This is a genomic window from Aeromonas sp. Marseille-Q7275, from assembly GCF_965119515.1.
Genome location: NZ_CBCPLW010000012.1, coordinates 116,825 through 142,551 on the forward strand (window position 1 = coordinate 116,825; position 25,727 = coordinate 142,551).

Below are 25,727 nucleotides of genomic sequence, written 5' to 3' on the forward strand. Positions count from 1 at the left end.
TGAAACCTTGCTAAATACTTGCTCCATGGATCTGCGTCTGTTGTCGTTTGCCCTGGGGGCAAGCTCCTCACTGCTCTGGCCCTGGTTACCCTCTACTGTATGGGGCGGCGCGCTGCTGGCCCTGGCCATCCTGCTCGCCCATGGCCGCCACTGGCGGCTCTTGTTTCTGGTGCTCGGGGTGCTCTGGATGCAGCTGAACCTGCAGTATCGGCTGGCCTGGCTGGACAAGCTGGAGACACAGACCAGCCACATCATAACCGCACGGGTGCAAAGTACGGAGTCCTCAGGCGATAAACCGCGAGATAAATTTGCCCGCCTGCTACTGCGGGTCGAGACGCTGGACGATCAACCCCTCGGGGTGGCCCCCCTCGTCAGGATCAATGCCTACCAGGCACTGCCGCACTTGCCCGCCGGCAGCCGCATCACCCTGGTGAGTTCCCTCAAGCCCGCCCACGGGCTGGCCAACGAGGCGGGCATGGATGGGCGGCGCCTGCTGCTTGGCAAGGGGATCACGGCGACCGGCAACCTGCGCCGTCTCATCGAGGTCCAGGGGTCGGCACCCGGGGTGCGGGAGCGCTGGCTGGCCGCCGCCAGCACCGCCTGGCAGGGGCTGGAGCAGGCCCCCTTGCTGGCGGCCCTCAGCTTCGGGGAGCAGGGGGGCATCACGGATGCCCAGTGGGATCTGTTTCGCGGCAGCGGCCTGACCCACATCATCGCCATCTCCGGCCAGCATATCGCCCTGGTGGCTGTGCTCGGCTGGTGGCTGGGGCGGCTGCTGGGATTGCGGGGGGCCATTCTGGTCTCCCTGTTGTTTGCCGCCGTCTACAGCTGGCTGGCGGGATTTGCGGTGGCGACCGAGCGGGCCCTCATCATGGTGCTGGTGTGGAGCCTGCTGCGCTGGCTGAGGCGGGACTGGCCCAGCCACCGCATCTGGCTGTGGGCCTTCGTGGTGCTCGTGATCTGGGATCCCTTTGCCCTCTACTCGGCCGGCTTCTGGCTCTCCTTCCTGGCGGTGGCCCTGCTGTTGCTGGCGAGCCTGCTGCACGCGCGTCCCGGGCTGGTGCGCCTGCAGTGCCTGCTGCTGCTCGGCCTGCTGCCCCTGCAACTGCTGCTGTTCGAGGGCATGGCCCCGCTGGCGCTCTTGCTCAATCTGCTGGCGTTGCCGCTGTTCTGTCTCGGCATCATTCCGCTGGCGCTCATCGGCGTGCTGCTGGCGCCGCTCTCCACCGCCCTGGCTTATGGCCTGTTCTGGTTGTCCGATCTGGGGCTGACGTGGGTGTTGTGGGGACTCGGCCTGCTGGCGGACCACCTGCAGCTCTGGTGGCCGGTTCCCGGCTGGCTGATGCCCGTCAGCGCCCTGCTGGTGCTGCTGTGGGGGGCCTGGCAGTTGCCGGGAGGGCGTGGCTTGCTGCTCCCGGTGGGAGCCGCCCTGCTGCTGGGAGTCTGGCCTGCCCCCACGCCCTGGCAGGTGCGGGTGCTGGATGTGGGGCAGGGCTTGTCGGTGCTCGTCACTCGTGGCGAGCGCGGCATCCTCTATGACACCGGGAATAGCTACCCCGGCGGCTACAACATGGCGGAGGCCGCCATACTGCCCGTGCTGAGCCGGCTCGATGTGCGGGTGCTCGATGCCCTGATCATCAGCCACAAGGACAGGGATCATGCGGGCAATCGACGCGCCATGCTGCAGGCGATGCCGGTGCGCCGCGAGCTCTCCTCGTTCGGCTTCGCACCCAGCACGGCCCTGTGCCGCCGCGGTCAGCGCTGGCACTGGCAGGGGTTGGAGGTACGGGTGCTCTGGCCCGAGCGGCCGGGGGCGGGGCGCAACAACGACAGTTGCGTGGTGCAGATAAGCGACGGCCGGCATCGCATCCTGCTCAGCGGCGACATAGAGCAGGGGGCGGAGCGCCGCCTGCTGGCCCTGGAAGCGAAAGGAGAAGGCGAAGAACTCGCCAGCACCTTTTCCGGCGCTCGCTTCAGCACCCTCTCCAGCGCCGTGCTGGTGAGCCCTCACCATGGCAGCCGCACCTCCTCGTGTAACCGACCACTAAGAATGAAAAAACCGGGAGCAGCCGAAAGTAAGTGGGAACTCGTGGGACAAACTCAAGGCTGACAAGGCTTGGAGGATGATCGAGAGGTGCCAGGCGCGGGCGGCCTCAAAATGATAAAAAGCGCATGGCTCCTGGGAGCGATGCGCTGAAAATGATAACACTGATTATAACTCTGGCGTGACGCTGCCACGTTTAAACCGCTATCTAACGTTGGAAATCAGCGGCGCCGGTACGGCGTCCGCTGCATTGACTTGTTATGTTTCATTTTAACGTTATTGGGGAAAGTAGCTTTGCCAGAATTCGGCTGGCCTCAAATAGTTGTCGCAGAGGAAACGGGAGAGCTTCTACAATGTCTTCTATTGTAGGCTCTCGTCTACTGGCCGATGCGATCACTTCTCGCAATTGAGCTACATTGGGGTGGCTTGATATGTCTTCGTTTAGAGCGCTAAGTTTCGTAGATGCATCAGCCGCTTTCTCTAAGCATTCTTGTAATTGCGAGTTTTTCGCGACCTCATCAAGTACTTGTTTTTCATAGTGTTCATACTGCTCCTTCAAAAAGAGAGCAAGACTCGCTTTTTTTACAAGAAGCTCCATTTCCTTTTTCTTTACCTCAAGCTCACCTAGCTCGCCTTTGGCTCGAGCTCTGGCCACCTCTAGATTCTGAAGCTCCTCGGCAGTCCTGGCCATCGACTTCAAGCTCTCAAGCTCAATGGATTGAACGTCAGACTTTGAGAGCGCGGGTCGTGTCAGCGCAAATAGCCCCGCGACAGAGGCAAGACCACCAACGATGCCGGCATATGCGAAGTACTCTTCTTTAGATAGCCACCCAAATGAGATGCCAACCCAACCCCCCAAAAAATATGCAATACAGAGAAGAATGATGCCCGCGAAAACCTTGCGCATTGGAATCCTCATGAACATAACAGTGATTAGATGGGTTTAAAAAAAATCGTGCCCTAGCCAGACTACCTTGCCGATGATGCTCAATGACTCCAGCTCGTTGGGGAGCACGGAAAGCGTCTCATACCCTGCCTTGTTATCGCTGATGATGTTTACCCCACCATCGACCCGCTTCTGCAGCCGCTTGGCATAGAGCTCATCCCCCAGGCGCAGCACGAACAGGCCACCGTCCTGGATCTGGTTGCGGCTCAAATCCACCAGGATGGAATCGCCGGAATGGATAGTTGGCTCCATGCTGTCGCCCTTGGCAAAGACGACGGCCAGATTATCCGGGTTCAGCTGGCGGAACTTGAGCCACTTGCGGCGGAAGGCTAGCTTGCGTTTAACCTCATGCTGGTCATTGAACGCTCCGTATCCCGCACTGACTGCGATGTGGTAGCCGTCGATTAGCGCATATTCCTCTTCGAACAGAGCCTTATCCAACCCATCAGGGTTGAGGCTCTCATCTTGTACATCTTCCTTTGGGCCACGGCCAGTTGCGAGCCAATCAATTCTCACCCCTGCGGTGTCTGCGATCTTGATGAGCTGACTCATGTTTGGCTCAGAACGACCATTCAGATACTGGCGCAAAGTGGTATCAGCCATCCCTGCCCTTAACGCAAATGAGCGCGCGCTTTCCGTCCCGATAATCGATTCAAGTCTGTTCTTGAATTCACTTTCCATAAAAGCCCTCAAGAAGGAAAGCGTGCTTTCTTTTGGTATGAGCACTTTCCATTGTTTAATTCATTGATAAATGAGACAAAAATAAAATTACCTCAAATGAGTGAACGTTCGAAAAGAAAAGAGTGAATCTTTCCATTGCAAGAGTTTTTGAGTTGATCAATACTCTCAATTGTTCGCGCAATGCGCGAAAGATTTCTCAAATTGTATCACGGTGACCCCATGAGCATAAGTACAGCCAACCACATCTACGGAGAGCTTAGGAAGCGTGGTTACTCCGTAAGGAACTGGGCCATTGAACGTGGTTTCAGCCCCCGTACCGTACAGGAGTGTATTCACACTTATGCCCCTTGCAAGCACCGGCAGCCTGCCGATGGCACTGTTTCATCAAGGATCATGGCGGGATTGAGTGAAACCCTTGGCATGGCTCTGTATGGAGATGGCAAATGAAAGAGTGGTTCACATCAATGGAACTCGTCAGTTTGCCGGGCATGCCTACTACGGTACAGGGGGTGCGATACCGCGCAAGATCTGAGCAGTTCAATTCACGCAAATGTTCGGATGGTAAAGGCAGCGAGTACCACATCAGCTCATTACCCGCAGAAACCCGGCGCTACCTGGCAGAGCAGGCTGTTGCCCTGCAGGGACAAACGGTGACCGATCATGCGGCCGGTGGCAAGGCGATGGCCAAGCTGCTTGCTCGTGAAGTGCCAGTGAAGCCGGATGCGGGCCGCAAATTGCTGACCCTGGGCGCTGCCGCCCGCAAGAAGGTAGATGCCCGGCTGTTGATCCTGCAGGCCGCCGATCTCTTCCTGGCCCCTTATCAAGCCTGCCAGCAAGGGGAGGTGGGACGTCGCGCCTTTATCGAGGCATATCGCACCCGCAGCCTGTCACTACCTGTGAGCGTCTATGAGCAACAAAAGCCGTTCAGCCTGATCACGTTGCGGCGCTGGCAAGGCACCCTGGCCGATGCCGGCCCGGCAGCACTGGCAGGCAACTACCAGCGGGAGCGGCCATCCAGCGTCGAGCAAAGCCCTGATCTGGCCCGGTTCCTGACGGCATTAATCACCGCCAAACCGCACTTGGCCAACAAGTGGGGGGCGCTGCATGAGTTGGCGACCCAGTACAGCGAGATGAATCAGCTTGGTTGGCAGATCCCGAGCCAGTCCTCCTTGCGCCGCTGGCTGGTCAAGTGGTTGGCAGAGAACAAGGTGGCCTTTACCTATGCCACCAACCCCGACGCTTACAACAACAAGTACCGTACCGCCATCGAAGAGATGTACCCCTGGATGGGCCAGCCCAACGACGTCTGGGAGTTCGACAGCACCCCTGTCGATGCCATGTTGGTGGAAGGCCGCCACAGTATCATCGCGGTGATCGATGTGTTCACCCGTCGGGTGCGGTTGCTGGTGGCCAAAACCTCATCGAGCGAGGGGATCTGCCTGCTGCTGCGCAAGACCCTGCTGGCCTGGGGCACCCTCAACGAGAGCGGGGTGATGCGCACCGATAACGGCTCTGACTATGTGAGCCAGCGGGTCATGTCCATCTGCACCCTGCTCGGCATGAACGTCAGCCGATCCAACGCTTATTCGGGATGGGAGAAGCCGCATATCGAGCGTTTCTTCCGCACTCTCTCCCACGGTCTGATCGAGTTGCTGCCCGCCTATATCGGGCACTGCGTGGCCGATCGCCAAGTGATCGAGGCTCGCAAGAGCTTTGCCCAGCGGCTGGAGGAGAAGCGTAAGCCGGATGCGGAAAAAGAGATCTACGAACTTGCCATGACAGCCGGCCAGTTACAGATCCTGCTCGATGACTGGCTCGATGCCCGTTATCACAACCGCAGACACAGTTCACTCGGGATGACCCCCAACGAGAAGTACCAAAGCGCCCGCTACCAACGCCGCGCGATCGTCGATGAGTCGGCGTTGGATCTGCTGCTCAACCATATCGGCGAGGCCACCGTCTCCAAGGGCTTCATCAAGGCCGGCGGCCTCAAGTACAGCGCCCCGGAGTTACTGGAGAACAGTTGGAAGAGCCAGCGGGTCAGCGTGTTCCTCGACCCGAGCGATGTGGGCCGGACCATCTTGTATCGCACTGGCGACTGGAACGAGCGGATCGAGGCCGTGAACCTCGACCTGCTGGGGAACGGGGTGAGCCCGGATGCCTTCCGCGCCGCCAAGAAGGCCGATGCCAAGGCGTTGGCGAGTTTTCGCCGCGAGATGCGCAACCTCGCCAAGACCTTCGGCATCGACAAGCTGCATCAGGATGTGGTCAACCACTTTGTGGTGCAGGCCAAGGATACCCTGCAGTTCCAGCAGGGCGACACCCCGCTCGACAACGCTGCCCTGGCGGCCCTGACCGGTGTGGTAGGCCAACCGGTTGAGCGTGGCTTCAGTGCCGCCGAATTGGCCGCCATCGAGCAGCAGCGGGATGCCCGTGCCGCCCGACAGGCCGCCGAGGCCAAGATGGCCCGGCCGCAGATCAAGACCGAATACCAGATTGCACTGGATCTGGCCGAGCACCAGTTACAGGCACCCCTCGACGAGCGGGATGCGCAGTGGCTCAAGCGCTATCTGCACAGCCATCAGCTGATGGCAAAGCGTCTCGAAAAAGACCTCATCATCCTGCAGCAGAAGCGTGCCAGCGCGGCAGAGTGACGATTAACCCCATGTTTAAACAAGGAGCAACACGATGAAAAACAAAGTGGTTGAAGTGAAAAACATGATCAAGACCGAGCAGTTGCTGGACAACTTGCTCAATCGCAGCTCCATCGTGCCAGGGATCGGCCTGATTCACGGTGAGAGCGGTTTTGGCAAGACCACCGCGACAACCTGGCTGTTTAACCAGGATTCGGTGAACGGGATCTTTGTGCGCTGTTACAAGTCCGACACCCTGACCAGTCTGCTCGAAAGCATCTCCCGCCAGTTGGCGGTGCCGGTTCGCCACAACCTGCGGGGCACGGTGGACGGCATTGTCGAGGCGATCCGCAAGGAGGAGCTGACCCTGTTTATCGACGAGGCGGACCATGTGGTGGGCAATGCCCGAATCATGGAGACCTTGCGGGATATCTATGACGCCACCGAACAGCCACTGATCCTGGTGGGGATGGAGGAGATCGCCCGCCGGATTAGTCAGCGCAAGCAGATGTTTAACCGTATCTCCCAGTGGGTTGAATTCAAGGCCGCCGATCTGGAGGACGTCAACCTGTTCGCCAAGGAGTTGATGGAGGTGGACGTGGAGATCGACGAGGCCCTGCTCGATCTTATCCGCAAACGTTCCAACGGGGTGGTGCGGGACATCATCAAGGCGCTGGACAAGGTCGAGAAGATTGTGCTCGCCAGCGGGGTGGATCGTATCGGTCTGGAAGATATCGACACTAGCCAATTGACCCATGACGTGCGCCGTGTGCGCTGACTAGCCCCCTGCAGAACAATAACAAGGAGTTCAGATTGAGCACGGAAACTAAAACCAGGGTGGCGTGGCAATGGTGTTGTCAGCAGCCCTCTTTCACCAGCCAGCAGTTGCAAGATGCGGCCGAGATGAAAAAAGGTCATAGCAATAAAGTAATCACCAGATGGGTCAATGCAGGTGTTATTGAACGTATCGCTGACACATATCGTCCAGCCGGTTATCGAGTGGTCAATCCACAACAGCCTCCTGTATTTGGGACGGGTTCTAATCAAAAGGGGCGCAGTTATCGTCGCTTTCGCAGTTGGCGTAAGACCCAGCAGCAGAAGATGTGGAACACCATGTTGATCAACAGCACCTTTGGCCAAGACGATCTGGTCATGACTTGTGGTGTCAATTCAAGAAACGCTCATGGCTTTATTGAAAAGCTAATTAGTGCTGGTTACGTCAAGGTTCTCCATCGCAAGGAGAAAGATCTACCCGTCAGTGAACGCAAGTCATCGCGTTATCAATTAGTACGCGATACCGGACGCCATGCACCTATCTGCCGCGAAAACGGCTGCTGGGATCAGAACGAGCAGCGGCTTTACCCCTTCCTGGCTGAGGAGAGTGAGCATGGACACGTGGCTTAAGGTGCTGCGCCAGGCGGTGGCGTCGAGCAGCCTGGCGGTGATGGCCGAGCGGTTGGGGGTTAGCCGCACCACCATCAGCCAGGTGTGTAACGAGAGGTACCCCGGTGATATGGGCCGGATCCAGGGGCTGGTGGAGTCGGTGCTGATGGGACATACGGTGGAGTGCCCGATCCTGGGGCGCATTCCCCAGCACGAGTGCATGGCTCATCAACGGCGCAAGGCTGGTGATGTGGGCAGCACCCCCAACGAAATCCGGCTCTATAAAGCGTGTCGCAGCGGTTGCCCAAACAGTCAGCTAAGCGAGGAGGAGCAGTTGCGTCACCCTATGCGGCTACCGGTCAAGGTCATCGACTCGGAACCTGTGGCTGTCACCCAGTATGACGCCGATGCAGTGTTGGGCCGGTTACGACGCCAGGCCAGGACCGATGGCGGCGACAGCCTCAGCCGCCAGAATCTAGCTCTGATAGCTCTGCTGGAAGAGGAGATCAAGATCCTGGGTATCAAATTCAACCGGCTGCTCGTAAAGGCCGGTAAGAACAACCAGTAAACCAGCGGGCTCGGGGTGTGCGGTGGGCCCAGTGACGAGATCACAAGGAGAACGGGATGAACAGAAATCTGCAGAACACGGCCGACCAGCTGCGCCTCTGGCTGACGGCAAACGGGTGCAAGGTACGCACCGGCCAGGTGCGCCATACCCCGCTGCTGATGGTAACAGGGCCCTTGCCCCCGGAGATGACGCGGCGGGCGGTGTGGGGGCGCGAGTACCTGGCGGGGCAGGTGAGCGACGTGGCGATGGTGCGCTTCGGTGGCTGTGTACTGCACTGGCGCCAATGAGGGGCGAGTAACCCCACCGGATAACAACGAGATCCATCAAGGAGATTTTCATGCAAGAAGCACAGACCAGCAACACCACCCCGATGCGGCAGAACGCCCAGGGGCACTGGGTACCGGAAGACCTGATTGCCCCGGCAGACAAGCTGCGCGATGAGGTGGTGATGGCCATCATCGCCGCCGCCCGTGAAGAGCGCTCCCGCCTGGCCGCGTTCAAGATCGGCGCCATGCAGCAGATCGCCGACTTTGTAGACCTCTCGGCCGAGCAGTATGGCGTGGCCTGGGGCGGCACCAAGGGCAATGTGACCCTGCTCAGTTTCGACGGCCGTTACAAGCTGATCCGGGCGGTGGGAGAGCACCGCAAATTTGATGAACGGATCCAGGCAGCCAAGACGCTGATCGACCAATGCATCGCGCGCTGGAGCGATGGCGCCGACGCCAAGCTGCGGGCGCTGGTTGACCATGCCTTTCGAGTCTCCAAGGCCGGCCATATCGACGTCAACCAGGTGCTTTCCCTGCGTCAGCTGAATATCGAAGATGCCGACTGGGAGCAGGCTATGCAGGCGATCGCCGACGCCATCCAGGTGACCGGCACCAGCCAATACCTGCGGCTCTACGAGCGGGACGGCCAGGGCCGTTACGTTCAGATGAGCCTGGATCTGGCGAAGTTATAAGGAGGAGTGCGCGATGGAAATCAACGTGGAAAGGGCAGAAGAGCAACTGCTGCTGTGCGAGCAGATCAGCGAGACCGAGGGCACCTGCTACCCCGACGACACCTATGAGGACGGCATCAAGGCCGCCCTGCTGTGGGCGCTAGGACTGGGACCCATGCCCCTCAATGAGGAGGAGTATCAGGGGCTGATGCCACTGCAGTTTGAACAGTGACAATGCGAAACAGGGTGGCCATGCCGCCCTGTCTGCCCGGCGTGGTGGCCGGGTACTGATGAGCAGCCGACCTGGGCCCAGGTCTTCACCGCCTCGATAAAGGAGCACGGCGATGACCAAAACAGAGATGGATATTCGGCTTACCAAGATTTTCAGCGCGGCAGCCATTGCACAGGCGGCCCCTGATAAGCGAGCTGTGTGCAAACAGCTCAAGCAGTTTGAAAAAGAGGCCCGCGCACAGGGGCTCCTCGCCTTGGCGGGGGAAGCTTGCCGGATGCGCTGGCAACTGGTGGCGGAGTTGCAGCAAGCCAGAGTCGTTGCGGGGGAGGCCAGCCATGGCCATGTCTAACTGGCAGCCACTGCTGGCCTATGTGATGAAATTTGGCCCCCTGAGTCAGCAGCAGGCCGAGCAGTGGCTCGATAGCCATTGTCCTCAGTGGCGCAGTGGGCCAGAAGTGATGGCGGCAGGACAAATCTGGGCGTCAAAGGCAGGAGGGGAACGTGAGCGCAATCATGAGCAATGAGCCGAGCAATAAGCCAAGCAGTGACCGCACCCGCCTGATCCGGCTGGTACAGGTAGGCAGGCGCACCCTGGGACTTGATGAGGAGACCTATCGTGAGCTGCTGACGCAGCAGAGCTGCAAGCGTTCGGCCGCCGACCTGACCCTGCAGGAGCTGGACAAGGTGCTGGTGGCCATGAAGGCGGCAGGCTTTAAACCGACCGTTAAACGCCCTGCTAAAGGGGCTGCCAGCAAGCGTTTAAGTCCGGCTCATGGGACTCCTGTTAAAGCTGCCGAGATAAGTGTTATCCGGGCCATCTGGATCACCATGCACCGTCATGGCCTGCTGCGGGATGGCAGCGAGACCGCGCTCAATCATTACGTCGAGCGCCAGACCGTGCGGATGAACAACGGGATCGGAGTGGCAGAGGTAGCCTGGCTCAGCGATGCGCTGGCCTACCGGGTACTGGAATCCCTCAAGAACTGGCACAAGCGGGAGATGGTGAAGGCGTTGTACGTGGCCAAGAAACCCGTCCCCACCCATGTAAAAACCGGACGGGTGGCAGGGTATCAGGCCATCCTCGCGGCGTTTGAGGAGATAGCACATGGATAGTAACCAGGACAATCTGGACCTGTTTGCCGATGACCATGATTCTCTGGGTCAGCTGGTAGACCGGCTCGACCAGATCCCGGTCACTGAGCTGACAACCAAGTGGCCCAAGGCGCTGGCCGAGCTGGTGGACGTGCTGGCCTGCGAACTGGGCCGAGGTGGGATGGCGCCAGACCTCGCCCGCGCTCAGGCCCGCAAGTTGGCACTGGTGCAGGCCCACTATATGGGCGGTCGCGCTTACTACATCCCGACCGGGGACCACCTCAAGGCGGCTCTGCGGGACCGGGCCATCTGGGATGAGTTCAACGGCCGTAATATCGACCAGTTGGCCCGTAAGCACGGGCTCTCGGTGCCGCAGACCTATGCAGTGGTAGCGGAGCAGCGAGAGCTGACTCGGCGCCGTCATCAGCCCGACTTGTTCGGGCATCAATAACGACAGCTCTCACGTTAAGAAAAAACTCGCTGCGGCGGGGTTTTCATTTGCGGCTAATCTTCTCCAATAATCGAGGAAGGAATTTTATGGTTGCTGAAGAGCGATCTATGTAGAATCCTCGGCTACTGTTGATTGTGTTTTTCCTGTGCATTAGGGTACAAGGGATTACGCTTACCCATCTAATTGAATTCTATAGGTCATATGGCTACCCCAGCTCCCAAGACATCAGTACTCCACGATACATTGACGGCATACATTGATGCCGGGCAAGTGTTGCCTGAATGGGAGGCAGCCAAAGTAAAGAGAGAGATACGGGCTCTCGATAACCCGGTTGCGAAGGTACTGTTAACCGCATTGTGTCATGGTGCAATGGGGCAAGAAGAGGATGCAATTGCCGCTTTTGAGGATGGAATGGCCAGATTCTATGACATTAGAATTGGAGGCAATTTCAGCACTTATCTAAAACGAATCGGCCGCTTTGCTGATTATGTGAAAGTTGCGTTCAGCTTGGCAGATAAGTTTGAAGATCCAGAGATTGTGAAAAATGCTTGGGAGACAGCCCAAGTCGTATGCGACATGGATCACATTTCTGCTCTCGCACTGAAGCTCCGCAAGTACTACCCCGATGAACAGGGTGCCGCGATCATGACAACATCTGAGACTTTCTCCAAGATGCTGAAAGAATTGGAAGGTGATTTTGGTGTTAAGGACGTTGAGATAAACAGCTTGGCAATGGCGTGCGTTAATGTCGCTAGCCAGTATCGTGTATCCATCAGAAGCTCGGGGGTTCGTACGGGTGATGGATTGATCATGATATGCTTTGAACTTGATTCATGCGACCCCGATCAACTTGCTGATATGAATCTTGATCTGGCCATGCAGCTTGCTGAAAATGACCGGCTTATGGATCTTCCCGTTACGGCCTGGTTCCGCGGCAAAACTGAGTGATAAAAGGGAGAGAAATGTGTCTGTTTTTAGCAAGGATTTTCTCAGTTTTGCCACTGACTCAGTTCAAAGAGCAGATGAAATTGGGTATAGAAATGCAATTGCCCGTTCATATTATGCAATGTTCCACGAAGTCCGAGGGCTGGTCGTTGCGCTGCCTAATTACAGCGCTCATGCGCATGACGGTCTAATTCAATATCTCAAGAACCCCGATAAAGATGAGCCATACGACAGGATGGCCTTACGTGGATTAGCTGCCATGCTTCAGCAGCAAAAGGGGAAGCGAGTTGTCGCAGATTACGACTTGAGTAGTGATGTGAACTCGAGCGATGCTCTCGAGAGTATTAAGGCTGCTGAACGTCTTTTCCAAAAGTGCCAAGAACTGAGTGGAGGTGGTGAACAGGTCACTACTGGGTAAGGATGATTTACCTTTATTCTCACTCTGTCTTGTAACCCACCATAAACCCCCGTCTATAAGGCCCCTCGGTACGCTGCGGATAACGCAGTTAATCGAGGGGCCTTTATGTTGCCTGATACCTTTTCTACCGCACTTGCCTGGTTGCTCCGCCCTGATGTGGAAGGGGGCGAGGTCAATCACCCTGCCGACCGGGGCGGCCACACCAAGTACGGCATCGCCGATGCCGCCGATGGCAAGAAAGACGGCATGTCCGATCTCGATCGAGATGGCCAGCCGGATATCGCCATCCGTGACCTGACTCCCGCCCATACCGAGTTGTTTTACCGAGCCAACTACTGGCTGCCTGCCCGTTGCGATCGGGTCGATAGTGTCTGCCCGCTGATTGCCATCGCTCTGTTCGATGGGGCCGTGCATCACGGCCCAGGTCGTGCCGTCCGTCAGCTGCAGCAGGCGCTCGGCATCATGGCGGACGGAGTGCTGGGCTCGCAGACCCTGCGGGTGCTGACCGCCAAGACTGGTCGGGACGGTGGCCGAGCGCTGCTGCTTGCGCTGCTGGAGGTCCGCGCCAGCTTCATGCTGGGCATAGTGCGCAAAGACCCGAGCCAGTGGGCCAACGCCTGGGGTTGGATCAACCGTCTGCTGCGCCTGCAGAGCCACCTGCTCTCGACCCGGTTTGGGGAGGGGGCAGCATGAGCAAACCCAGCTTGATCAACAAGCGCCGCCAGGCGTTGCAAGGGATCCAGGCCGCCGGCTATTTCGGCATCCCCGAGCTCAAAAATCCCCGTTATCTCGCCTGTTTCAAGGAAGGGCGCCGCGCCCACCTCAAGGCATACCTGGCCGATCCGAGCACCACAACTGCAGACCTGGAGGCGATCCCGCTCTACAGCCATCACCCCACTCGCCAGTCCCTGTTTGCCCAGGGCTGGCGGTCGGTGGGCGAGCTGGATCGCCTGCGGGCCCGTGCCCGTCTTTCCCAACCTCAATATAAGGAAGCCCATCATGGCTGATTCCCTGTTACCCCAAGCAAAGTCGGCCTTCAAAAGCCGCACCGTGATCGGTGGCCTGATTGCCGTGGGGGCCGGTATTGCCGGCCTGTTCGGCGTGCAGATCGACCCCGGCACCCAGACCACCGTGGTCACCACGATCGTGGATGTGGCCAGCGCAGTGGGCGGCCTGGTCGCTATCTGGGGCCGCCTCAAAGCGACCCATGTGGTCAAGTAACCGGTTCGCAAGGAGACGCCCTTGAGCGACCCCATAGACCGCGCCCAGCAGCTCGACGCCGAGCGGATCGGGCGCCTTATTCAGTCCCATCAAACAAGGGCAAGGCCCCAGGGGGATGGCATCTGCTGCGATTGCGATAACGCCATCCCGCCCTTGCGCCTTGCAGCAGAACCTGGTGCCGAGCGCTGCATCGAGTGCCAGACCCTCTATGAGCGCAAGGAGGCAGTCCGTGTGGGAATTCATCGTTAAGAACTGGGGGCCCTTGTATGCCCTGGCCAGTCTGGTGGGGCTGGTGGTGATCATCCTGCTCTCCAAGACCTACGCCAAGCGGGAAGATCTCACGGCCCTGGTGCAGCGAGTGCAGCGGGTGGAGCAGGTACTGGCCGATCTGCCGAGTGAGCGGGAGCTGCACAAGCTGCAGCTGGAGATCAGCGAGCTGCGCGGCGAGTTGCGGGAGGTCAAGCCGGAACTGCGCCAGGCCCGCCGGCTCGCCGACATGCTGCTGGAGAATGAGCTCTCAGCGGTACAGAAGGAGAAAGCATGAGCATTCAAGCGATATTGGATTCCCAGCAGCGCCTGGTGATCTTGCGTTCCCTGCTCGATATCGGTGGCGCGGCCAATGAGTCGATCCTCAACGATTGTCTCGACCAGCTGGGGACCGGCCGGGTGACGCGGGATCGGGTGAAGACCCTGCTGGCCTGGCTGGAAGAGCAGGGGCTGGTGCGCATCGAGCGCCTCGCCCAGGTGCAGGTGGCTCACCTCACTGGCCGTGGCCAGGATGTGGCAGAAGGGCGGGCGACCGTGCCTGGCATCAAGAAGCCCAGGGCGGAGGACTAGCCATGGCCGAGAAACCGACCCGAGGCCGCGCCAGCAAGGTGTGGCTGCTGCCCGAGGCTATCCGCGATGCCCTCAACGCCATGCTGCGGGACAAGGGCAACAGCCAGGCCGCCATCCTGGATGAGATCAATGGCCTGATTGATGAGGCCGGACTGCCTGACGATCTCAAGCTCTCCCGCTCGGGGCTGAGTCGTCACGCCAGCCAGGTGGAGCAGGTAGGCCAACACTTGCGCGACCTGCGGGAGACCACGGCGGCACTGACCAGCCAGCTCGGCGACAAGCCGATGGGGGAGACCACCAAGCTCATCCTGGAGTTGGGCCGTTCCCAGCTGTTCAAGGCGATGCTGGCCCAGGTGCAGAACCCGGAGGAGGCGGTGGATATCGACATGCTGAAAAACGCCATGTTGGCGGCCCAGCGCCTCGAATCCACCGCCATGCAGAGTCACAAGCGGGAGAAGGAGATCCGCCAGGCTTTTGCCGAGGAGGTGGCCACCAAGACCGAGGCTATCGTTACCCAGGCGGGCCTGAGCGGTGAAGCTGCCGCCGCGATCCGCCGTGAAATTCTGGGGATTGTCTGATGACCACGATCGCCCAGCAGTTGGCCCAGACCCTCGGTACCGAATACAGCCCCGACGAGGTGCTGCTGTCGTACCAGCGGATCTGGATCGCCGACGAGAGCCCGCTCAAGATTGCCGAGAAGAGCCGCCGCACCGGTATCACCTGGGCGGAGGCGGCCGATGCCGCCCTGACCGCCTCCAAAACCAAGACTGCCGGGGGCTGCCATCACTTCTATGTGGGCAGCAACAAGGAGATGGCCCGCGAGTTTATCGACGCCGTGGCCATGTGGGCCAAGGCGTATGACAAGGCGGCCGGCGAGATCCAGGAGGAGGTGTTCACCGACGACGAGGACAAGGCGATCCTCACCTTCGTGGTCTATTTCGCCTCGGGCTTCAAGGTGCAGGCGCTCTCCTCCAACCCCTCCAACCTGCGGGGGATGCAGGGCAATGTGACCATCGACGAGGCGGCGTTCCATGACCGACTGGCCGAGGTACTGAAAGCGGCGCTGGCGCTGACCATGTGGGGCGCCAAGGTGCGCCTCATCAGCACCCACAACGGCGTGGATAACCTGTTCAACCAGCTCATCAACGACAGCCGCGCCGGCAAGAAGCGCTACTCCATCCACACCATCACCCTGGATGACGCCTGCCGGCAGGGCCTCTATCGGCGCATCTGCCAGGTCAAGGGGCAGCTCTGGACACCGGAGGCCGAGGAGGCCTGGAAGGCGGGCCTGCTGAAAGACACCGCCACCGAAGAGGACGCCCTGGAGGAGTATTTCTGCGTGCCCAAGCAGAGCAGCGGCGCCTACATCAAGCGCAGCCTGATCGAGCGGGCCATGCAGCCGGATATCCCCATCCTGCGCTTCACCTCCCCTGCGGATTTCGAGCTCCTGAGTGAGGAGACCCGCAAGGCGGTAGCGGAGCTCTGGTGCGAGGAACACCTCAAGCCCTGCCTGGAGGCACTCGATCGCAGTTGCCGCCATGTGCTCGGCGAAGACTTCGCCCGCAAGGGGGATCTCTCGGTGTTTGTCCCGCTTTCCATCGCGGCCAACCTGCGCAAACGGGTGCCCTTCGTGGTGGAGCTGGTCAACGCCCCCTATGAAACCCAACGCCAGATCTTGTTTTACCTGCTGCAGGGGCTGCACCGCTTCACGGCGGCGGCGTTCGATGCCACCGGCAACGGCGGCTATCTGGCAGAGGCGGCCCGGCTGCGCTGGGGGGCCAGCATGATCGAGTGCGTGATGCTGAGTGACCCCTGGTACCGGGAGTGGATGCCCAAGCTCAAGGCCGAGCTGGAGGACGACAACCTGATTATCCCGCGCCATGCGGACGTGCAGGATGACTTGGGCAAGATCCAGGTTATCAACGGCATCCCCAAGATCGACAAGGGCAAGAACACCGGCCAGGGCGGTCAACAGCGTCACGGCGACTTTGCGGTGGCCCTGGTCATGGCGGTGCGGGCCAGCTGGATGGAGGGGGGCGCCATCGAGTTCACCCCCTTGCCTGGCAAGCGTGATGAAGAGCGCAGGGATGACGACTATCACCGATATGAACGAGGTGCCTGGTAATGAGCGGGATCATAGATATTCACGGCAATCCCCTGCGCCTGCAGAGAGAGCCGCAGAGCGAGAACGACGCCAAGCTGGCCCAGCTGCGCCGCCACTACAGCGAACACCCGACCGTGGGGCTCACCCCTGGCAAGGCTGCGGCGGCACTGAAAGAGGCGGAGGAGGGGAGCCTCATCGCCCAGTGCGAGCTGGCCGAAGACATGGAGGAGAAGGATGCCCACCTGCAGAGCGAGCTCGGCAAGCGCCGCCGGGCCCTGCTCGGGGTGAGCTGGACCATAGAGCCGCCCCGCAACGCCACCCCGGCCGAGAAGCGCGACAGCGAGATGATCCGGGAGCTGCTGGAGGACTTCACCTGGCTGGATGATGCCATCTTTGACGCCACCGATGCGGTACTCAAGGGGTTCAGTGCCCAGGAGTTCAGCGGCTGGGAAATGGTGGAGGGGTTGCAGCTCCCCAAGGGCATCGTCTGGCGCGACCCCGCCTGGTTCCAGACCCACCCGGATGATTGGAACCAGTTGCGGCTGCGCGATGGCAGCAAGGAGGGCGCTGGCCTCAATCCGTTTGGCTGGCTGGTTCACAAGGCCAAGTCCAAGTCGGGCTATCTGGCGCGCACCGGCCTTATCCGCACCCTGGTCTGGCCCTTCCTGTTCAAGAACTACAGCGTGCGGGATCTCGCCGAGTTTCTGGAGATCTACGGCCTGCCGGTGCGCCTGGGCAAGTACCCGGAAGGGGCCACCGAGAAGGAGAAGGCGACCCTGCTGCAGGCGGTGCTCTCCATCGGCCACAACGCCGGTGGCATCATCCCGAGGGGGATGGAGATCGAGTTCGAGAACGCGGCCAGCGGCCAGGCCGATCCCTTTGTGGTGATGATGGATTGGTGCGAGCGCTCCATCAGCAAGGCCGTCCTGGGCGGCACCCTGACCTCCCAGGCCGACGGCAAGAGCTCGACCAATGCGCTCGGCAACGTGCATAACGAGGTGCGCCAGGAGGTGCGCGATGCTGACCTGCGCCAGCTGGCCGCGACCCTGACCCGGGATCTGGTGTACCCGCTGTTTGCCCTCAACGGCAAAAGCTTCCAGGGCCCGCGCCGGGCCCCCCGGCTGGAGTTCGACGTGACCGAGCCGGAGGACATGCGCGATCTGGCCTATCCGCTGCGGGCCCTGGTGGGGATGGGGATGCAGATCCCGGCACAGTGGGTGCGCGACAAGCTGCAGATCCCGGCCCCCAAGGCCGGGGAGGAGGTGCTGGTTATCGTCGATAAGCAGGCAGGAGCAGGGGAGGCAGCACTCAAGGCGCAAGGTCTGGCGGCGCTCTCTGCCGGTAAAGAGGCTGCGGGCAAAGAGGCAGCCAGTAAAGAGAAAGCGGCCAAGGCCCAGGGCGATAACAACGATGCCCAACTGACCCGACTGCAGGCAGAGGTCGCCCCTTTGCTCGCCGGCATGACCGATGCGGTTCAGGCGCTGGTGATGCAGGCCACCACCCTGGAGGAGATCCGGGACGGCCTGCTGGCGCTGGAGCCCGCCCTCAGCCATGACGAGCTGGGGGCTCTGCTGGCCCAGGCCATCGCCGCCAGCGAACTGCTTGGTATGCTGGAGATGGAGGAGGGCAACTGATGCCCGTTCGTTACGGATCACTTCCCTTTGCCGAGGCGATCGCCTTCTTTCGCCAGAAGCTCGACATGCCGAGTGAGCGCTGGGCCGATGTGTGGCGGGATGCCCATAACCGCGCCTTCATGGTGGCGGGGGCGACCAAGACGGACTTGCTGGCGGACCTGCGCGGGGCGGTGGACAAAGCGATCAGTGAAGGGCAATCCATTGGCGCCTTCCAGAAGGCATTCAAGGACATCGTGGCCCGCCACGGTTGGGAGCACACCGGCCCAGCCTCCTGGCGCTCTCGCGTCATCTTCGAGACCAACCTGCGCCAGAGCTATAACGTCGGGCGTGATGACCAGATCGAGCGCATCAAGCACCAGCGGCCCTATGCACTCTACCGGCACGGGGATTCGGAGCACCCCAGGGCGTTACACCTCAAGTGGAACAATCTGGTGCTGCCGGTAGACCACCCCTGGTGGGATACCCACTCCCCCAGCAACGGTTATGGCTGCAAGTGCAAGAAGTTCCTGCTCTCCGACGCGGATCTCAAACGGCGCGGCCTGGAGGTAGGCAAGGCGCCGGAAGATGGCGACTATGAGTGGGTGGACAAGGCGACCGGGGAGATACACCGGATCCCCCGTGGCATCGACCCTGGATTTGACTATCGCCCGCAAACCCCAGCCGCACTGACCAAGGCCGTGGCCAAGCGGGAGGCGGCCAAGCCGGTGCTGGCGCAGCGACTGCCCGAACGGATGGTGGAGAGCGCCTATTCCAGCGCCAAGGGGGTGAGTGCCCAGGGCCTGAGTGACTTGCTGACTCAGTTGCCAGCGCCCCAGCGCGACGGGTTATCGGCGTTCCTCAAGGCGCATCCGGTGAAAACGCTGTTTATCAAGCAAACTGAGATGGGCAAGGGGGCCGCAGGGCTCAAGCTGGCCCCGGCCATCGCCGAGTATTTGGGCCAGGATCCCTATCTGGTGCGCTCTTTCTATCACTCTCGTCGGGCCAATATGACCAATGGCTTTACCGCCAAAAGTTGGGGTCATCTGGTTATCAAGGTCAAGGCCAGCGATACTATGAAAGCAGTCAATATGCCGGCGGTGCAAGCGGCGGCCACCGAGGTGGTGACCGATGCCCATGCCAACACCGGGCCCCGTCAGTGGCAGCCAAGGGGCACCAGTGGCGACACCCTGCGCCGGCACTGGAGTGTATCGGCCAACGTCGGCGGCAAACTGGGGGAATCTGCCCAGCGGCTCTCCACCTGGTTGCACGAGTTGGGGCACCAGGTTCACTTCTGGGCCGGAGAGCCAGATCTGACGGGGGTTGGACTGCTGACGGAGTATGCAGGCAAGACCAAGATGGAGGCGGCAGCCGAGGCGTTTGCCGCCTGGGTATTGGCCAGGGACGCCATGGTGGCGCATTTCCCTGAGCTGGCTAAACGGGTGGAGGCCATGCTGGCCCAGGCCACGGCGGCCAGCCGTAAAGGAGAAAGAGGATGACCTTGTTGGAACAAGCCAGCGCCCTGCTGGCAGAAGATGGCCCCTTTACCCTGCACCATGCCAAGGCGCTGGATGCCCTGTGCGAACAGGCCTTGGAGACGCAGAATGGTGAGGTCTATATGTTGGTGGATCTCTGGGAGGCTGCTATGGCTAAGGCCGATGAAGAAGCCCTGCACTTTATGACCACCTTCGGGGATGAAGTCTGATGGCGGGCAGCTTTATCGCCATCAGTCACCACGGGGTGGCTGATGCTCATGAGCTGCTGGCCAAGCTCTATCAGCGCACCGGTGATCTAAGCGAGCCCCTGGCCGATATTGGCGAGGGGCTGGCGCTTTCCCACCGGGATCGCTGGGATGCGCAGGAGACCCCGGAGGGGGAGCCCTGGGCCCCACTCTCGGACAAGTACCGCGCCCGCAAGCCCCGCCATGCCGATGAAGTGCTGCGCCTCAACGATGATCTGCGCGACACCCTCAACTATCAGGCCGATCCCCAGGCCCTCTATTTCGGCACCCCGCTCGAATATGGCGCGGCTCATCAGTTCGGCCGCCCCGAGATCAACCTGCCCGAGCGCCCCTATCTGGGACTGTCGGACGCCGATCAGCAAAGTGTGCTGGAGACGCTGGAGGGCTATCTGACCGTCGCGGCTCCCTGAGCCCCTGAGTGCGTTTGGCGGGCTTGGGCTGCTACGATGGCATGACCCACTCCCCACCTGAGCAGCAAAATGGCGTTTAAACAGCATTAAACGGCATCCACACCCTTAGCCCCTCCCCACATTCGATCCCATGATGCAGTAACCCACCATAAACCCCACCGCTTTCTCCACTCCCTGACACTGGCAACAGTGATTTTTTGCTGTGAACAGCCGGAGTGAGAGTGATGCCCCAATCTGCCATTGCCCTGGCCATCTTGAACACGCGACCCACCACCCTGGGGCTGGCCGTGCTCGATGCCGCGTTGACGACCGAGGCCGATGGTTGGCAGCAACTCCTGCCCATGGGCCCCTTCAAAGCCCGCGATGGTCGCCCCTTCGATGTGCCCGGTGGCCACTGGCAACTCGACAAGTCCATCGCCACCACCCTCATCAATCGTGTGAGGGAGATGGGGCAAGACATTCTGATCGACTACGACCACCAGACCCTCAAGACCGACCAGAACGGCCAGCCAGCGCCGGCGGCCGGTTGGTACAACGCCGACGAGATCGAGTGGCGCGAGGGGGCTGGCCTCTTTATCAAGCCGCGCTGGACCGATCGCGCCGCCGCCCTGGTGGCTGCCAAAGAATATCGCTTCCTGTCGGCCGTCTTTCCCTATGACGCTCAGGGTCGCCCCCTGGAACTGCGTATGACCGCCATCACCAATGATCCCGGTGTGGTGGGGATGCAGGCGTTGGCGGCGCTCAGTGCGCTGCCTTTGAGTTCCCAACCCGGCCAGCTGGCCACCCCCTCCAAGGAGACCTCCATGAATGAACTGCTGAAAAAGCTGCTGGCCAAGCTCGGCATCGAGCTGACCGGCGACCCCACCGACGAGCAACTGCAGAAGGCGCTCACCGAACTGGACAGCCTGCAGGCCAATGCCAAGAAGGCCCCGGAGCTGGAGGCGGCGCTCTCGGCCGAGAAGGCCTCGCTGGCTGCGCTCAAGGCGCAACCGGGTGGCCAGATTGACCTGGCGCAATACGTGCCGGTGGCGACCTATAACGCCCTGGTCACCCAGGTGGCGGCCCTCAGTGCCAAAGCGGATACCACCGATGCCGCGACCCTGATCAAAGAGGCCCGCACCCAGGGCAAGGTGGTGGCCGCCGAAGAGGAGTACCTGACCGCCTACGCCGCCCAGAAGGGGGTGGCCGCGCTCAAGGCACTGCTGGATCCGCGCCCGGCCATCGCGGCGTTGGCCGCCAGCCAGACCGCCGCAGTAACCCTGCCCGCTCGATCAGGCGATGCGGTGCTCTCGGCCGAGGACCGTTACGCCGCCGATCAGCTCGGCATCACCCATGAGGCGTTCGCCAAGGCCAAGCAGGCTTAAGCGCGCGACTCACCACCTCGTTTATCCAGAGAAGGAACACACCAATGGCCATCATTACACCCGCGTTGCTGCAGGCCCTGTTCACCGGCTTCAAGAAGAACTTTGAAGACGCCAAGGGGGAGGCGCCGACCCAGTACACCGAGATCGCGACGGTCATCAAATCGACCACCAAATCCAACACCTATGGCTGGCTTGGCAAGTTTCCCAGCCTGCGCAAGTGGGTCGGGGATCGGGTGATCGAGTCGATGAAGGCGCACGGTTACCAGATCGTCAACGAAGACTTCGAGGCCACCGTGGGGGTGGATCGCAACGACATCGAGGACGATGAGCTGGGTATCTATGCCCCCTTGTTCCAGGAGATGGGCCTGGCGGCAGGGGTACATCCCGACGAGCTCTGTTTCGGCCTACTCGGGGCTGGCTTCACGACGCCCTGCTACGACACCCAGTATTTCTTCGACACCGATCACCCGGTCTATCCCAAGGCCGATGGCACCGGTACCCCGGTACTGGCCGCCAACCTGGTGGTGGATGGCGCCTATACCGGCGAGCCCTGGTTCCTGCTCGATACCAGCCGCGCCCTCAAGCCCATCATCTTCCAAGAGCGCAAAGCGCCGCAGCTCATCGCCATGACCAAGATCGACGATGAGGCGGTGTTCAGCCGCAAAGAGTTCCGCTACGGGGTGGATTGCCGCGATGCCGCCGGCTTTGGCTTCTGGCAACTGGCGTTCGCCAACAAGCGCGCCCTCACCCCCGACTCCCTGTGGGATGCCTTCTCCAGGATGCGGGCCTTCGAGGCGGATGGCGGCCGCAAGCTCGGGGTGAAGGCCACCCTGCTGGTGGTACCGGCTTCGCTGGAGAAGCTGGCGACCCGGATGTTGGAGCGGGAGCTGTCTGATAGCAGCAGCAACGAGCTCAAGGGCAAGTTGAAGCTGGTGGTGGCGGACTACCTGTAAATCCCACCGTTATGCGCTGTTTAAGAACGGGGTTAAACGGCCAGGGGTTCGGCGTTTAACCCCCGTTTAAACAGGCCTCGACCAGATATGAAAGAGGGAAACATGAGATGGAACACGAGATGGAACACGAGATGGAACACGAGATGGAACAGGCTATTCGAGTTGGCATTACATCAACGCTTCGTCAGGTCTATTTCCGCGCGGGCCTGCCGATTGCTCCAGGCAAGTCTGAGATGGCTGTGTCGCCTCTGCAGTGCGAGACCCTGGAGGCCGATCCGCGTCTGGTGGTCATGCGGCTGGCTGAGGACGCCCTCCTTCCGGCAGGTGATGCACCGTCGCCGGATGGGGATCTGGATCCAGCGTTGGGCGACCTGAGCCAGGGGATGGCCACGGGGTCGTTGGCCGGCGTGGCCACCGCCGATGGCAGGGTCACCCCGTTGGCCGAGATGAAGGTCGATGAGCTGCGCGAACTGGCCGTGGAGATGGCGATCCCTGATGCGGCCGGTATGAAGAAAGCCGAGCTGCTGGCCGCCATCCAGGTGCAGCAGCTGGTGGCAGCACCCGGCGCTGAGTCCAACCAGCAGGGCGGGGAATAAGCCATGTACGCCAGCGTCAATGACATGGTGACCCGGTTTGGCGAGGCGGAGTTGTTGCGCCTCGCCATGACCCCGGCCGGTGAGCTGGATCAGGCTGCCATCACCATCGCCCTGCAGGATGCCGGCGCCTTGATCGATGGCTACCTGGCGGGACGCTACCCCTTGCCGCTGGCCCATATCCCGAGTGCCCTGGTCCCCCTCTGCGCCGATATTGCCCGCCACCGCCTCTACGGCGAGCAGGCGCCGGAGCAGATTGCCAAGCGTAACGAGGCGGCCTTGGCCTTCCTCAAGTTGGTGGGCAAGGGGGAGCTGGCGCTGGGACTGGCGGCCGATGGCGAGCAGGTGGAGAGCCAGAACTTGGCCCAGTTGCAATCCGATGGCCGGGTCTTTGGTCGAGGCAGTGGGGGCTTCTTATGAGTGGGCCCACGCTGACCACGCCTGAGCTCGACTACCTGGCGGCGGGGGAGCGGTTGCGGGAGCTGCTGCTGCCCTTGAAAGAGCGGGGGCTCAAGGAGGTGTTTGTGGCCACCGACCTGGAGGCGGTGGCCAACCTGGGTCAGTACAACCCGGCCATCCATGTGATTTACCAGGGAGAACGGGAGAGTGAGACCACCCAATCCGGGCGGCAAAGCTCGTTCGATCAGGTCTGGTTGTTGGTGCTGGTGCACAGGGCTGCCCCGAAGGAAACCAGCGCCGGGGTATGGATGGGGCGGATCCTGCAGGCCATCGCTGGCCGCCCCTGTGGTGACAGTACCTTTCGGCGTGAAACCGCACCGGTGAAGCCGAGTTATAAGGGTGGGGTGGTGTATCTGCCCCTTGCCTTCAAGACGACAGTGAAATTCAAGGGAGAACGGTCATGAGCGAAACACTGCACCTGGAAGGGGATCTCTATATCGAGACCTTCACTAACAACGTCTCGAACGGGGTGATTGGCCCGGTGGACGTCAACAGCCTAGAGGTCAAACCGGACAGCGAGAAGATCAGCATTCCGAGCAAGCGCAAGGGCAAGCTAGGCCAGGCGCGGGAGACCTACTTCGTGCCCAAGCCCGCCACGGTCACCATCAAGACCAGCGAGATCCCGCCGGTGCTGCTGGCCGCCGCCTTCATGGGGCTGGAGAGCCCCATCAACCAGGGCGCGGGGACGCTGACCGAGGTGGCGCTGACCCTGCCGGCGCACCCCAAGTGGGTGAGCCTGGGCAAGACCAATCTCTCGGCCACCGGCCTGGTGGTGAAGGAGGGCGCCACGGCTCTGGTGCTCGGCACCGACTTTGAGATCAACTATGCCCTGGGGCTGTTGCGCGCCACCAAGGCCGGGGCGGTGGCAGACGGTGGTCCGGTGACGGTCAGCGCCAGCTATAACGCGGTCACCGGTTCGCGCATCGCCGGCAACGTGCAGCCGGAGGTGAAGGCCAAGCTGACCCTGGATGGGCGCAGCGTGATCGGTGGAGAGTCCATCATTCTGACGGTGCCCCGCGCCAGCCTGGCCCCCAAGAAGGCAGTGGATTTCCTGAGCGACAAGCCCATCGAGATCGAGCTGGAGGGGGAACTGCTGGCCCTGGATGGTGAGACTGCGCCCTTCTATGTGGACCGGCCGGAGACGGTGTAAGGGCTGAATAGCAGAACGGCGGGGAGACCCGCCGTTAAGTGAGCACTTGCTTTTGTTCTACAAGACGAGTAGCTTAAATATTGAACCTATGAGCTCGAAAGGCTAGTAGACAAACAATTGAACTTGTGACTTTTATCGAAAATAAAGGTGCTATATATGAATAACTCCAATTTTCCGCAATACTCATCCCTGTTTTCAACAATTTATGATGAGCCTTCGCCTGTCGGTAGAATTGGCCGGGGAAGCCATTATTCTGTATTAAGAGCAACAACATCTTTCGATTCACAACTCAAGCCAACTCGCAACGTGAACGTACATGACTTTGCGGTGATTTGGGATGAAGACCATGACACAAGAGCTATCGAGATTATCGAACGTATGTGTGTAGAAAACTTACTTTCCCCTGTTCGTTTTATTGGTGAAAGGAAAGGAAGTCTTACTGTTCTTGTTGATAAAAAATTTTATGATGACAATGCAAATGTAAATTTTTACAAAGCTATGCTGCAAGGTATCTGTGATTCGCTAGATGATCCATGGGGCTGCGCGGTTGGATTTTTTGATAGCAAATCGGAAGATGTCACTAATGAAGCCAGAATGCTTATTAATGATGGCAGAGATAAAATCATAAATTACATTTTGAATATAGATGGACTTTGGAGTCTTGGAGTAAAACCTTTTACACTTTAGATGTGCCGTAGAACAAAGCCTATCGAAATCGAGTTGGAAGGGGAACTGTTGGCCTTGGATGGCGAACCCCCCTTCTATGTGGAACGGCCGGAAATGGTGTGACGTTGGACAGCATAACGGCGGGGGGTCACGCCGGCATCCGACCGAGTCGGACCCATGATCTTGTTCTGCTACTCGTTACCAAAAATAAGCGGTCGGGGCCTTTTCTATTCTTGTTTATCATTTTGTTTGTGCTTTTTATTTTTATTGTTCTCTGGTCCTATTTTTT

General features: G+C 60.2%; 35 protein-coding genes and 1 other RNA gene. 34 read left to right on the forward strand and 2 right to left on the reverse strand.

Annotated features, from left to right (window positions below; genetic code table 11):
- Window positions 1-25 precede the first annotated feature (25 nt).
- Window positions 26-2,110: a DNA internalization-related competence protein ComEC/Rec2 gene (locus tag ACWPWQ_RS13025; RefSeq protein WP_454009997.1), complete on the forward strand. Its 2,085-nt coding sequence runs from the start codon at window positions 26-28 to the stop codon at window positions 2,108-2,110.
- A 199-nt stretch (window positions 2,111-2,309) separates the two neighbouring features.
- Here ACWPWQ_RS13025 and ACWPWQ_RS13030 read toward each other — a convergent pair whose 3' ends face one another.
- A complete protein-coding gene (locus ACWPWQ_RS13030; protein WP_454009964.1) occupies window positions 2,310-2,951 on the reverse strand; it encodes a hypothetical protein in 642 nt (213 codons plus the stop codon).
- 36 nt (window positions 2,952-2,987) lie between these two features.
- A complete protein-coding gene (locus ACWPWQ_RS13035) occupies window positions 2,988-3,671 on the reverse strand; it encodes a S24 family peptidase (RefSeq protein ID WP_454009965.1) in 684 nt (227 codons plus the stop codon).
- A gap of 464 nt (window positions 3,672-4,135) precedes the next feature.
- On the opposite strand from ACWPWQ_RS13035, the gene ACWPWQ_RS13040 reads away from it, so the two are divergent.
- The 33 genes from ACWPWQ_RS13040 to ACWPWQ_RS13200 all read left to right on the forward strand — a co-directional run bounded on the left by ACWPWQ_RS13040 (window position 4,136) and on the right by ACWPWQ_RS13200 (window position 25,459).
- Window positions 4,136-6,325, forward strand: coding sequence for a DNA-binding protein (locus ACWPWQ_RS13040; protein WP_454009966.1), 2,190 nt, complete (start codon window positions 4,136-4,138; stop codon window positions 6,323-6,325).
- Window positions 6,326-6,359: 34 nt separating this feature from the next.
- Window positions 6,360-7,082, forward strand: coding sequence for an AAA family ATPase (locus ACWPWQ_RS13045; RefSeq protein ID WP_454009967.1), 723 nt, complete (start codon window positions 6,360-6,362; stop codon window positions 7,080-7,082).
- Between the two features lie 35 nt (window positions 7,083-7,117).
- A complete protein-coding gene (locus ACWPWQ_RS13050; RefSeq protein ID WP_454009968.1) occupies window positions 7,118-7,708 on the forward strand; it encodes a hypothetical protein in 591 nt (196 codons plus the stop codon).
- Window positions 7,692-8,255: a transcriptional regulator gene (locus ACWPWQ_RS13055; protein WP_454009969.1), complete on the forward strand. Its 564-nt coding sequence runs from the start codon at window positions 7,692-7,694 to the stop codon at window positions 8,253-8,255. The genes ACWPWQ_RS13050 and ACWPWQ_RS13055 overlap by 17 nt, the downstream gene beginning before the upstream one ends.
- A 56-nt stretch (window positions 8,256-8,311) precedes the next feature.
- Window positions 8,312-8,542, forward strand: coding sequence for a hypothetical protein (locus tag ACWPWQ_RS13060; protein WP_429114346.1), 231 nt, complete (start codon window positions 8,312-8,314; stop codon window positions 8,540-8,542).
- A gap of 50 nt (window positions 8,543-8,592) precedes the next feature.
- Window positions 8,593-9,213, forward strand: a complete 621-nt coding sequence (locus ACWPWQ_RS13065; RefSeq protein WP_454009970.1) for a DUF3164 family protein — start codon at window positions 8,593-8,595, stop codon at window positions 9,211-9,213.
- 13 nt (window positions 9,214-9,226) lie between these two features.
- Entirely contained in the window at window positions 9,227-9,424 is a 198-nt protein-coding gene (locus ACWPWQ_RS13070; protein WP_454009971.1) for a hypothetical protein, read from the forward strand.
- A 2-nt stretch (window positions 9,425-9,426) separates the two neighbouring features.
- An RNA gene (locus ACWPWQ_RS13075) (hammerhead ribozyme type II) lies at window positions 9,427-9,496 on the forward strand.
- 40 nt (window positions 9,497-9,536) lie between these two features.
- Window positions 9,537-9,773: a hypothetical protein gene (locus ACWPWQ_RS13080; protein ID WP_454009972.1), complete on the forward strand. Its 237-nt coding sequence runs from the start codon at window positions 9,537-9,539 to the stop codon at window positions 9,771-9,773.
- A complete protein-coding gene (locus ACWPWQ_RS13085) occupies window positions 9,760-9,948 on the forward strand; it encodes a hypothetical protein (protein ID WP_454009973.1) in 189 nt (62 codons plus the stop codon). The genes ACWPWQ_RS13080 and ACWPWQ_RS13085 overlap by 14 nt, the downstream gene beginning before the upstream one ends.
- Entirely contained in the window at window positions 9,926-10,537 is a 612-nt protein-coding gene (locus ACWPWQ_RS13090) for a gp16 family protein (protein WP_454009974.1), read from the forward strand. The genes ACWPWQ_RS13085 and ACWPWQ_RS13090 overlap by 23 nt, the downstream gene beginning before the upstream one ends.
- Window positions 10,530-10,967, forward strand: coding sequence for a Mor transcription activator family protein (locus tag ACWPWQ_RS13095; RefSeq protein WP_454009975.1), 438 nt, complete (start codon window positions 10,530-10,532; stop codon window positions 10,965-10,967). Before ACWPWQ_RS13090 ends, ACWPWQ_RS13095 begins: the two co-directional genes overlap by 8 nt.
- Window positions 10,968-11,168: 201 nt before the next feature.
- Complete coding sequence (locus ACWPWQ_RS13100) at window positions 11,169-11,915, forward strand: hypothetical protein (protein WP_454009976.1); 747 nt, start codon at window positions 11,169-11,171, stop codon at window positions 11,913-11,915.
- A gap of 16 nt (window positions 11,916-11,931) precedes the next feature.
- On the forward strand, window positions 11,932-12,330 hold the full coding sequence (locus ACWPWQ_RS13105) for a HEPN domain-containing protein (protein ID WP_454009977.1): 399 nt from the start codon (window positions 11,932-11,934) through the stop codon (window positions 12,328-12,330).
- 105 nt (window positions 12,331-12,435) lie between these two features.
- Entirely contained in the window at window positions 12,436-13,023 is a 588-nt protein-coding gene (locus ACWPWQ_RS13110) for a glycoside hydrolase family 108 protein (protein WP_454009978.1), read from the forward strand.
- Window positions 13,020-13,337, forward strand: coding sequence for a hypothetical protein (locus tag ACWPWQ_RS13115; protein WP_454009979.1), 318 nt, complete (start codon window positions 13,020-13,022; stop codon window positions 13,335-13,337). Before ACWPWQ_RS13110 ends, ACWPWQ_RS13115 begins: the two co-directional genes overlap by 4 nt.
- Window positions 13,330-13,551, forward strand: coding sequence for a hypothetical protein (locus tag ACWPWQ_RS13120; protein WP_454009980.1), 222 nt, complete (start codon window positions 13,330-13,332; stop codon window positions 13,549-13,551). Before ACWPWQ_RS13115 ends, ACWPWQ_RS13120 begins: the two co-directional genes overlap by 8 nt.
- 21 nt (window positions 13,552-13,572) lie before the next feature.
- On the forward strand, window positions 13,573-13,800 hold the full coding sequence (locus ACWPWQ_RS13125) for a TraR/DksA C4-type zinc finger protein (RefSeq protein WP_454009981.1): 228 nt from the start codon (window positions 13,573-13,575) through the stop codon (window positions 13,798-13,800).
- On the forward strand, window positions 13,781-14,095 hold the full coding sequence (locus ACWPWQ_RS13130) for a DUF2730 family protein (RefSeq protein ID WP_408824855.1): 315 nt from the start codon (window positions 13,781-13,783) through the stop codon (window positions 14,093-14,095). The genes ACWPWQ_RS13125 and ACWPWQ_RS13130 overlap by 20 nt, the downstream gene beginning before the upstream one ends.
- A complete protein-coding gene (locus ACWPWQ_RS13135; RefSeq protein WP_098983780.1) occupies window positions 14,092-14,388 on the forward strand; it encodes a VpaChn25_0724 family phage protein in 297 nt (98 codons plus the stop codon). The genes ACWPWQ_RS13130 and ACWPWQ_RS13135 overlap by 4 nt, the downstream gene beginning before the upstream one ends.
- 2 nt (window positions 14,389-14,390) lie before the next feature.
- On the forward strand, window positions 14,391-14,966 hold the full coding sequence (locus ACWPWQ_RS13140; RefSeq protein WP_454009982.1) for a DUF3486 family protein: 576 nt from the start codon (window positions 14,391-14,393) through the stop codon (window positions 14,964-14,966).
- Window positions 14,966-16,513 carry a terminase large subunit domain-containing protein gene (locus ACWPWQ_RS13145; RefSeq protein WP_454009983.1) on the forward strand — a complete coding sequence of 516 codons (1,548 nt, stop codon included), beginning with the start codon at window positions 14,966-14,968 and terminating at the stop codon, window positions 16,511-16,513. The genes ACWPWQ_RS13140 and ACWPWQ_RS13145 overlap by 1 nt, the downstream gene beginning before the upstream one ends.
- Entirely contained in the window at window positions 16,513-18,126 is a 1,614-nt protein-coding gene (locus tag ACWPWQ_RS13150) for a DUF935 domain-containing protein (protein ID WP_454009984.1), read from the forward strand. Before ACWPWQ_RS13145 ends, ACWPWQ_RS13150 begins: the two co-directional genes overlap by 1 nt.
- Entirely contained in the window at window positions 18,126-19,601 is a 1,476-nt protein-coding gene (locus ACWPWQ_RS13155; protein ID WP_454009985.1) for a phage head morphogenesis protein, read from the forward strand. Before ACWPWQ_RS13150 ends, ACWPWQ_RS13155 begins: the two co-directional genes overlap by 1 nt.
- A complete protein-coding gene (locus ACWPWQ_RS13160) occupies window positions 19,598-19,807 on the forward strand; it encodes a hypothetical protein (RefSeq protein ID WP_454009986.1) in 210 nt (69 codons plus the stop codon). The genes ACWPWQ_RS13155 and ACWPWQ_RS13160 overlap by 4 nt, the downstream gene beginning before the upstream one ends.
- Window positions 19,807-20,253 (forward strand): phage virion morphogenesis protein, encoded by a 447-nt coding sequence (locus ACWPWQ_RS13165; protein ID WP_454009987.1) that lies wholly within the window; start codon window positions 19,807-19,809, stop codon window positions 20,251-20,253. The genes ACWPWQ_RS13160 and ACWPWQ_RS13165 overlap by 1 nt, the downstream gene beginning before the upstream one ends.
- A 224-nt stretch (window positions 20,254-20,477) precedes the next feature.
- Window positions 20,478-21,617: a phage protease gene (locus tag ACWPWQ_RS13170; protein ID WP_454009988.1), complete on the forward strand. Its 1,140-nt coding sequence runs from the start codon at window positions 20,478-20,480 to the stop codon at window positions 21,615-21,617.
- 44 nt (window positions 21,618-21,661) lie between these two features.
- Complete coding sequence (locus tag ACWPWQ_RS13175) at window positions 21,662-22,570, forward strand: Mu-like prophage major head subunit gpT family protein (RefSeq protein WP_454009989.1); 909 nt, start codon at window positions 21,662-21,664, stop codon at window positions 22,568-22,570.
- A 107-nt stretch (window positions 22,571-22,677) separates the two neighbouring features.
- A complete protein-coding gene (locus ACWPWQ_RS13180; RefSeq protein WP_454009990.1) occupies window positions 22,678-23,166 on the forward strand; it encodes a Rho termination factor N-terminal domain-containing protein in 489 nt (162 codons plus the stop codon).
- A 3-nt stretch (window positions 23,167-23,169) separates the two neighbouring features.
- Window positions 23,170-23,583, forward strand: a complete 414-nt coding sequence (locus tag ACWPWQ_RS13185; RefSeq protein WP_241343192.1) for a gp436 family protein — start codon at window positions 23,170-23,172, stop codon at window positions 23,581-23,583.
- A complete protein-coding gene (locus ACWPWQ_RS13190) occupies window positions 23,580-24,026 on the forward strand; it encodes a phage tail terminator protein (RefSeq protein WP_454009991.1) in 447 nt (148 codons plus the stop codon). Before ACWPWQ_RS13185 ends, ACWPWQ_RS13190 begins: the two co-directional genes overlap by 4 nt.
- Complete coding sequence (locus ACWPWQ_RS13195; protein ID WP_454009992.1) at window positions 24,023-24,772, forward strand: phage tail tube protein; 750 nt, start codon at window positions 24,023-24,025, stop codon at window positions 24,770-24,772. The genes ACWPWQ_RS13190 and ACWPWQ_RS13195 overlap by 4 nt, the downstream gene beginning before the upstream one ends.
- 156 nt (window positions 24,773-24,928) lie before the next feature.
- The gene (locus tag ACWPWQ_RS13200; RefSeq protein ID WP_454009993.1) at window positions 24,929-25,459 is read left to right on the forward strand and encodes a hypothetical protein; all 531 of its coding nucleotides are present in this window, start codon (window positions 24,929-24,931) and stop codon (window positions 25,457-25,459) included.
- Window positions 25,460-25,727: the final 268 nt, after the last annotated feature.

Coding starts and splice junctions, on each gene's coding strand:
- ACWPWQ_RS13150 (WP_454009984.1), top strand. CDS start 16,513: ATGAGCGGGATCATAGATATTCACGGCAATCCCCTGCGCCTGCAGAGA.
- ACWPWQ_RS13180 (WP_454009990.1), top strand. CDS start 22,678: ATGGAACACGAGATGGAACACGAGATGGAACACGAGATGGAACAGGCT.
- ACWPWQ_RS13135 (WP_098983780.1), top strand. CDS start 14,092: ATGAGCATTCAAGCGATATTGGATTCCCAGCAGCGCCTGGTGATCTTG.
- ACWPWQ_RS13055 (WP_454009969.1), top strand. CDS start 7,692: ATGGACACGTGGCTTAAGGTGCTGCGCCAGGCGGTGGCGTCGAGCAGC.
- ACWPWQ_RS13165 (WP_454009987.1), top strand. CDS start 19,807: ATGGCGGGCAGCTTTATCGCCATCAGTCACCACGGGGTGGCTGATGCT.
- ACWPWQ_RS13145 (WP_454009983.1), top strand. CDS start 14,966: ATGACCACGATCGCCCAGCAGTTGGCCCAGACCCTCGGTACCGAATAC.
- ACWPWQ_RS13025 (WP_454009997.1), top strand. CDS start 26: ATGGATCTGCGTCTGTTGTCGTTTGCCCTGGGGGCAAGCTCCTCACTG.
- ACWPWQ_RS13190 (WP_454009991.1), top strand. CDS start 23,580: ATGAGTGGGCCCACGCTGACCACGCCTGAGCTCGACTACCTGGCGGCG.
- ACWPWQ_RS13195 (WP_454009992.1), top strand. CDS start 24,023: ATGAGCGAAACACTGCACCTGGAAGGGGATCTCTATATCGAGACCTTC.
- ACWPWQ_RS13070 (WP_454009971.1), top strand. CDS start 9,227: ATGGAAATCAACGTGGAAAGGGCAGAAGAGCAACTGCTGCTGTGCGAG.
- ACWPWQ_RS13160 (WP_454009986.1), top strand. CDS start 19,598: ATGACCTTGTTGGAACAAGCCAGCGCCCTGCTGGCAGAAGATGGCCCC.
- ACWPWQ_RS13155 (WP_454009985.1), top strand. CDS start 18,126: ATGCCCGTTCGTTACGGATCACTTCCCTTTGCCGAGGCGATCGCCTTC.
- ACWPWQ_RS13110 (WP_454009978.1), top strand. CDS start 12,436: ATGTTGCCTGATACCTTTTCTACCGCACTTGCCTGGTTGCTCCGCCCT.
- ACWPWQ_RS13175 (WP_454009989.1), top strand. CDS start 21,662: ATGGCCATCATTACACCCGCGTTGCTGCAGGCCCTGTTCACCGGCTTC.
- ACWPWQ_RS13065 (WP_454009970.1), top strand. CDS start 8,593: ATGCAAGAAGCACAGACCAGCAACACCACCCCGATGCGGCAGAACGCC.
- ACWPWQ_RS13115 (WP_454009979.1), top strand. CDS start 13,020: ATGAGCAAACCCAGCTTGATCAACAAGCGCCGCCAGGCGTTGCAAGGG.
- ACWPWQ_RS13085 (WP_454009973.1), top strand. CDS start 9,760: ATGGCCATGTCTAACTGGCAGCCACTGCTGGCCTATGTGATGAAATTT.
- ACWPWQ_RS13100 (WP_454009976.1), top strand. CDS start 11,169: ATGGCTACCCCAGCTCCCAAGACATCAGTACTCCACGATACATTGACG.
- ACWPWQ_RS13095 (WP_454009975.1), top strand. CDS start 10,530: ATGGATAGTAACCAGGACAATCTGGACCTGTTTGCCGATGACCATGAT.
- ACWPWQ_RS13200 (WP_454009993.1), top strand. CDS start 24,929: ATGAATAACTCCAATTTTCCGCAATACTCATCCCTGTTTTCAACAATT.
- ACWPWQ_RS13060 (WP_429114346.1), top strand. CDS start 8,312: ATGAACAGAAATCTGCAGAACACGGCCGACCAGCTGCGCCTCTGGCTG.
- ACWPWQ_RS13040 (WP_454009966.1), top strand. CDS start 4,136: ATGGAACTCGTCAGTTTGCCGGGCATGCCTACTACGGTACAGGGGGTG.
- ACWPWQ_RS13120 (WP_454009980.1), top strand. CDS start 13,330: ATGGCTGATTCCCTGTTACCCCAAGCAAAGTCGGCCTTCAAAAGCCGC.
- ACWPWQ_RS13035 (WP_454009965.1), bottom strand. CDS start 3,671: ATGGAAAGTGAATTCAAGAACAGACTTGAATCGATTATCGGGACGGAA.
- ACWPWQ_RS13045 (WP_454009967.1), top strand. CDS start 6,360: ATGAAAAACAAAGTGGTTGAAGTGAAAAACATGATCAAGACCGAGCAG.
- ACWPWQ_RS13080 (WP_454009972.1), top strand. CDS start 9,537: ATGACCAAAACAGAGATGGATATTCGGCTTACCAAGATTTTCAGCGCG.
- ACWPWQ_RS13140 (WP_454009982.1), top strand. CDS start 14,391: ATGGCCGAGAAACCGACCCGAGGCCGCGCCAGCAAGGTGTGGCTGCTG.
- ACWPWQ_RS13170 (WP_454009988.1), top strand. CDS start 20,478: ATGCCCCAATCTGCCATTGCCCTGGCCATCTTGAACACGCGACCCACC.
- ACWPWQ_RS13030 (WP_454009964.1), bottom strand. CDS start 2,951: ATGCGCAAGGTTTTCGCGGGCATCATTCTTCTCTGTATTGCATATTTT.
- ACWPWQ_RS13185 (WP_241343192.1), top strand. CDS start 23,170: ATGTACGCCAGCGTCAATGACATGGTGACCCGGTTTGGCGAGGCGGAG.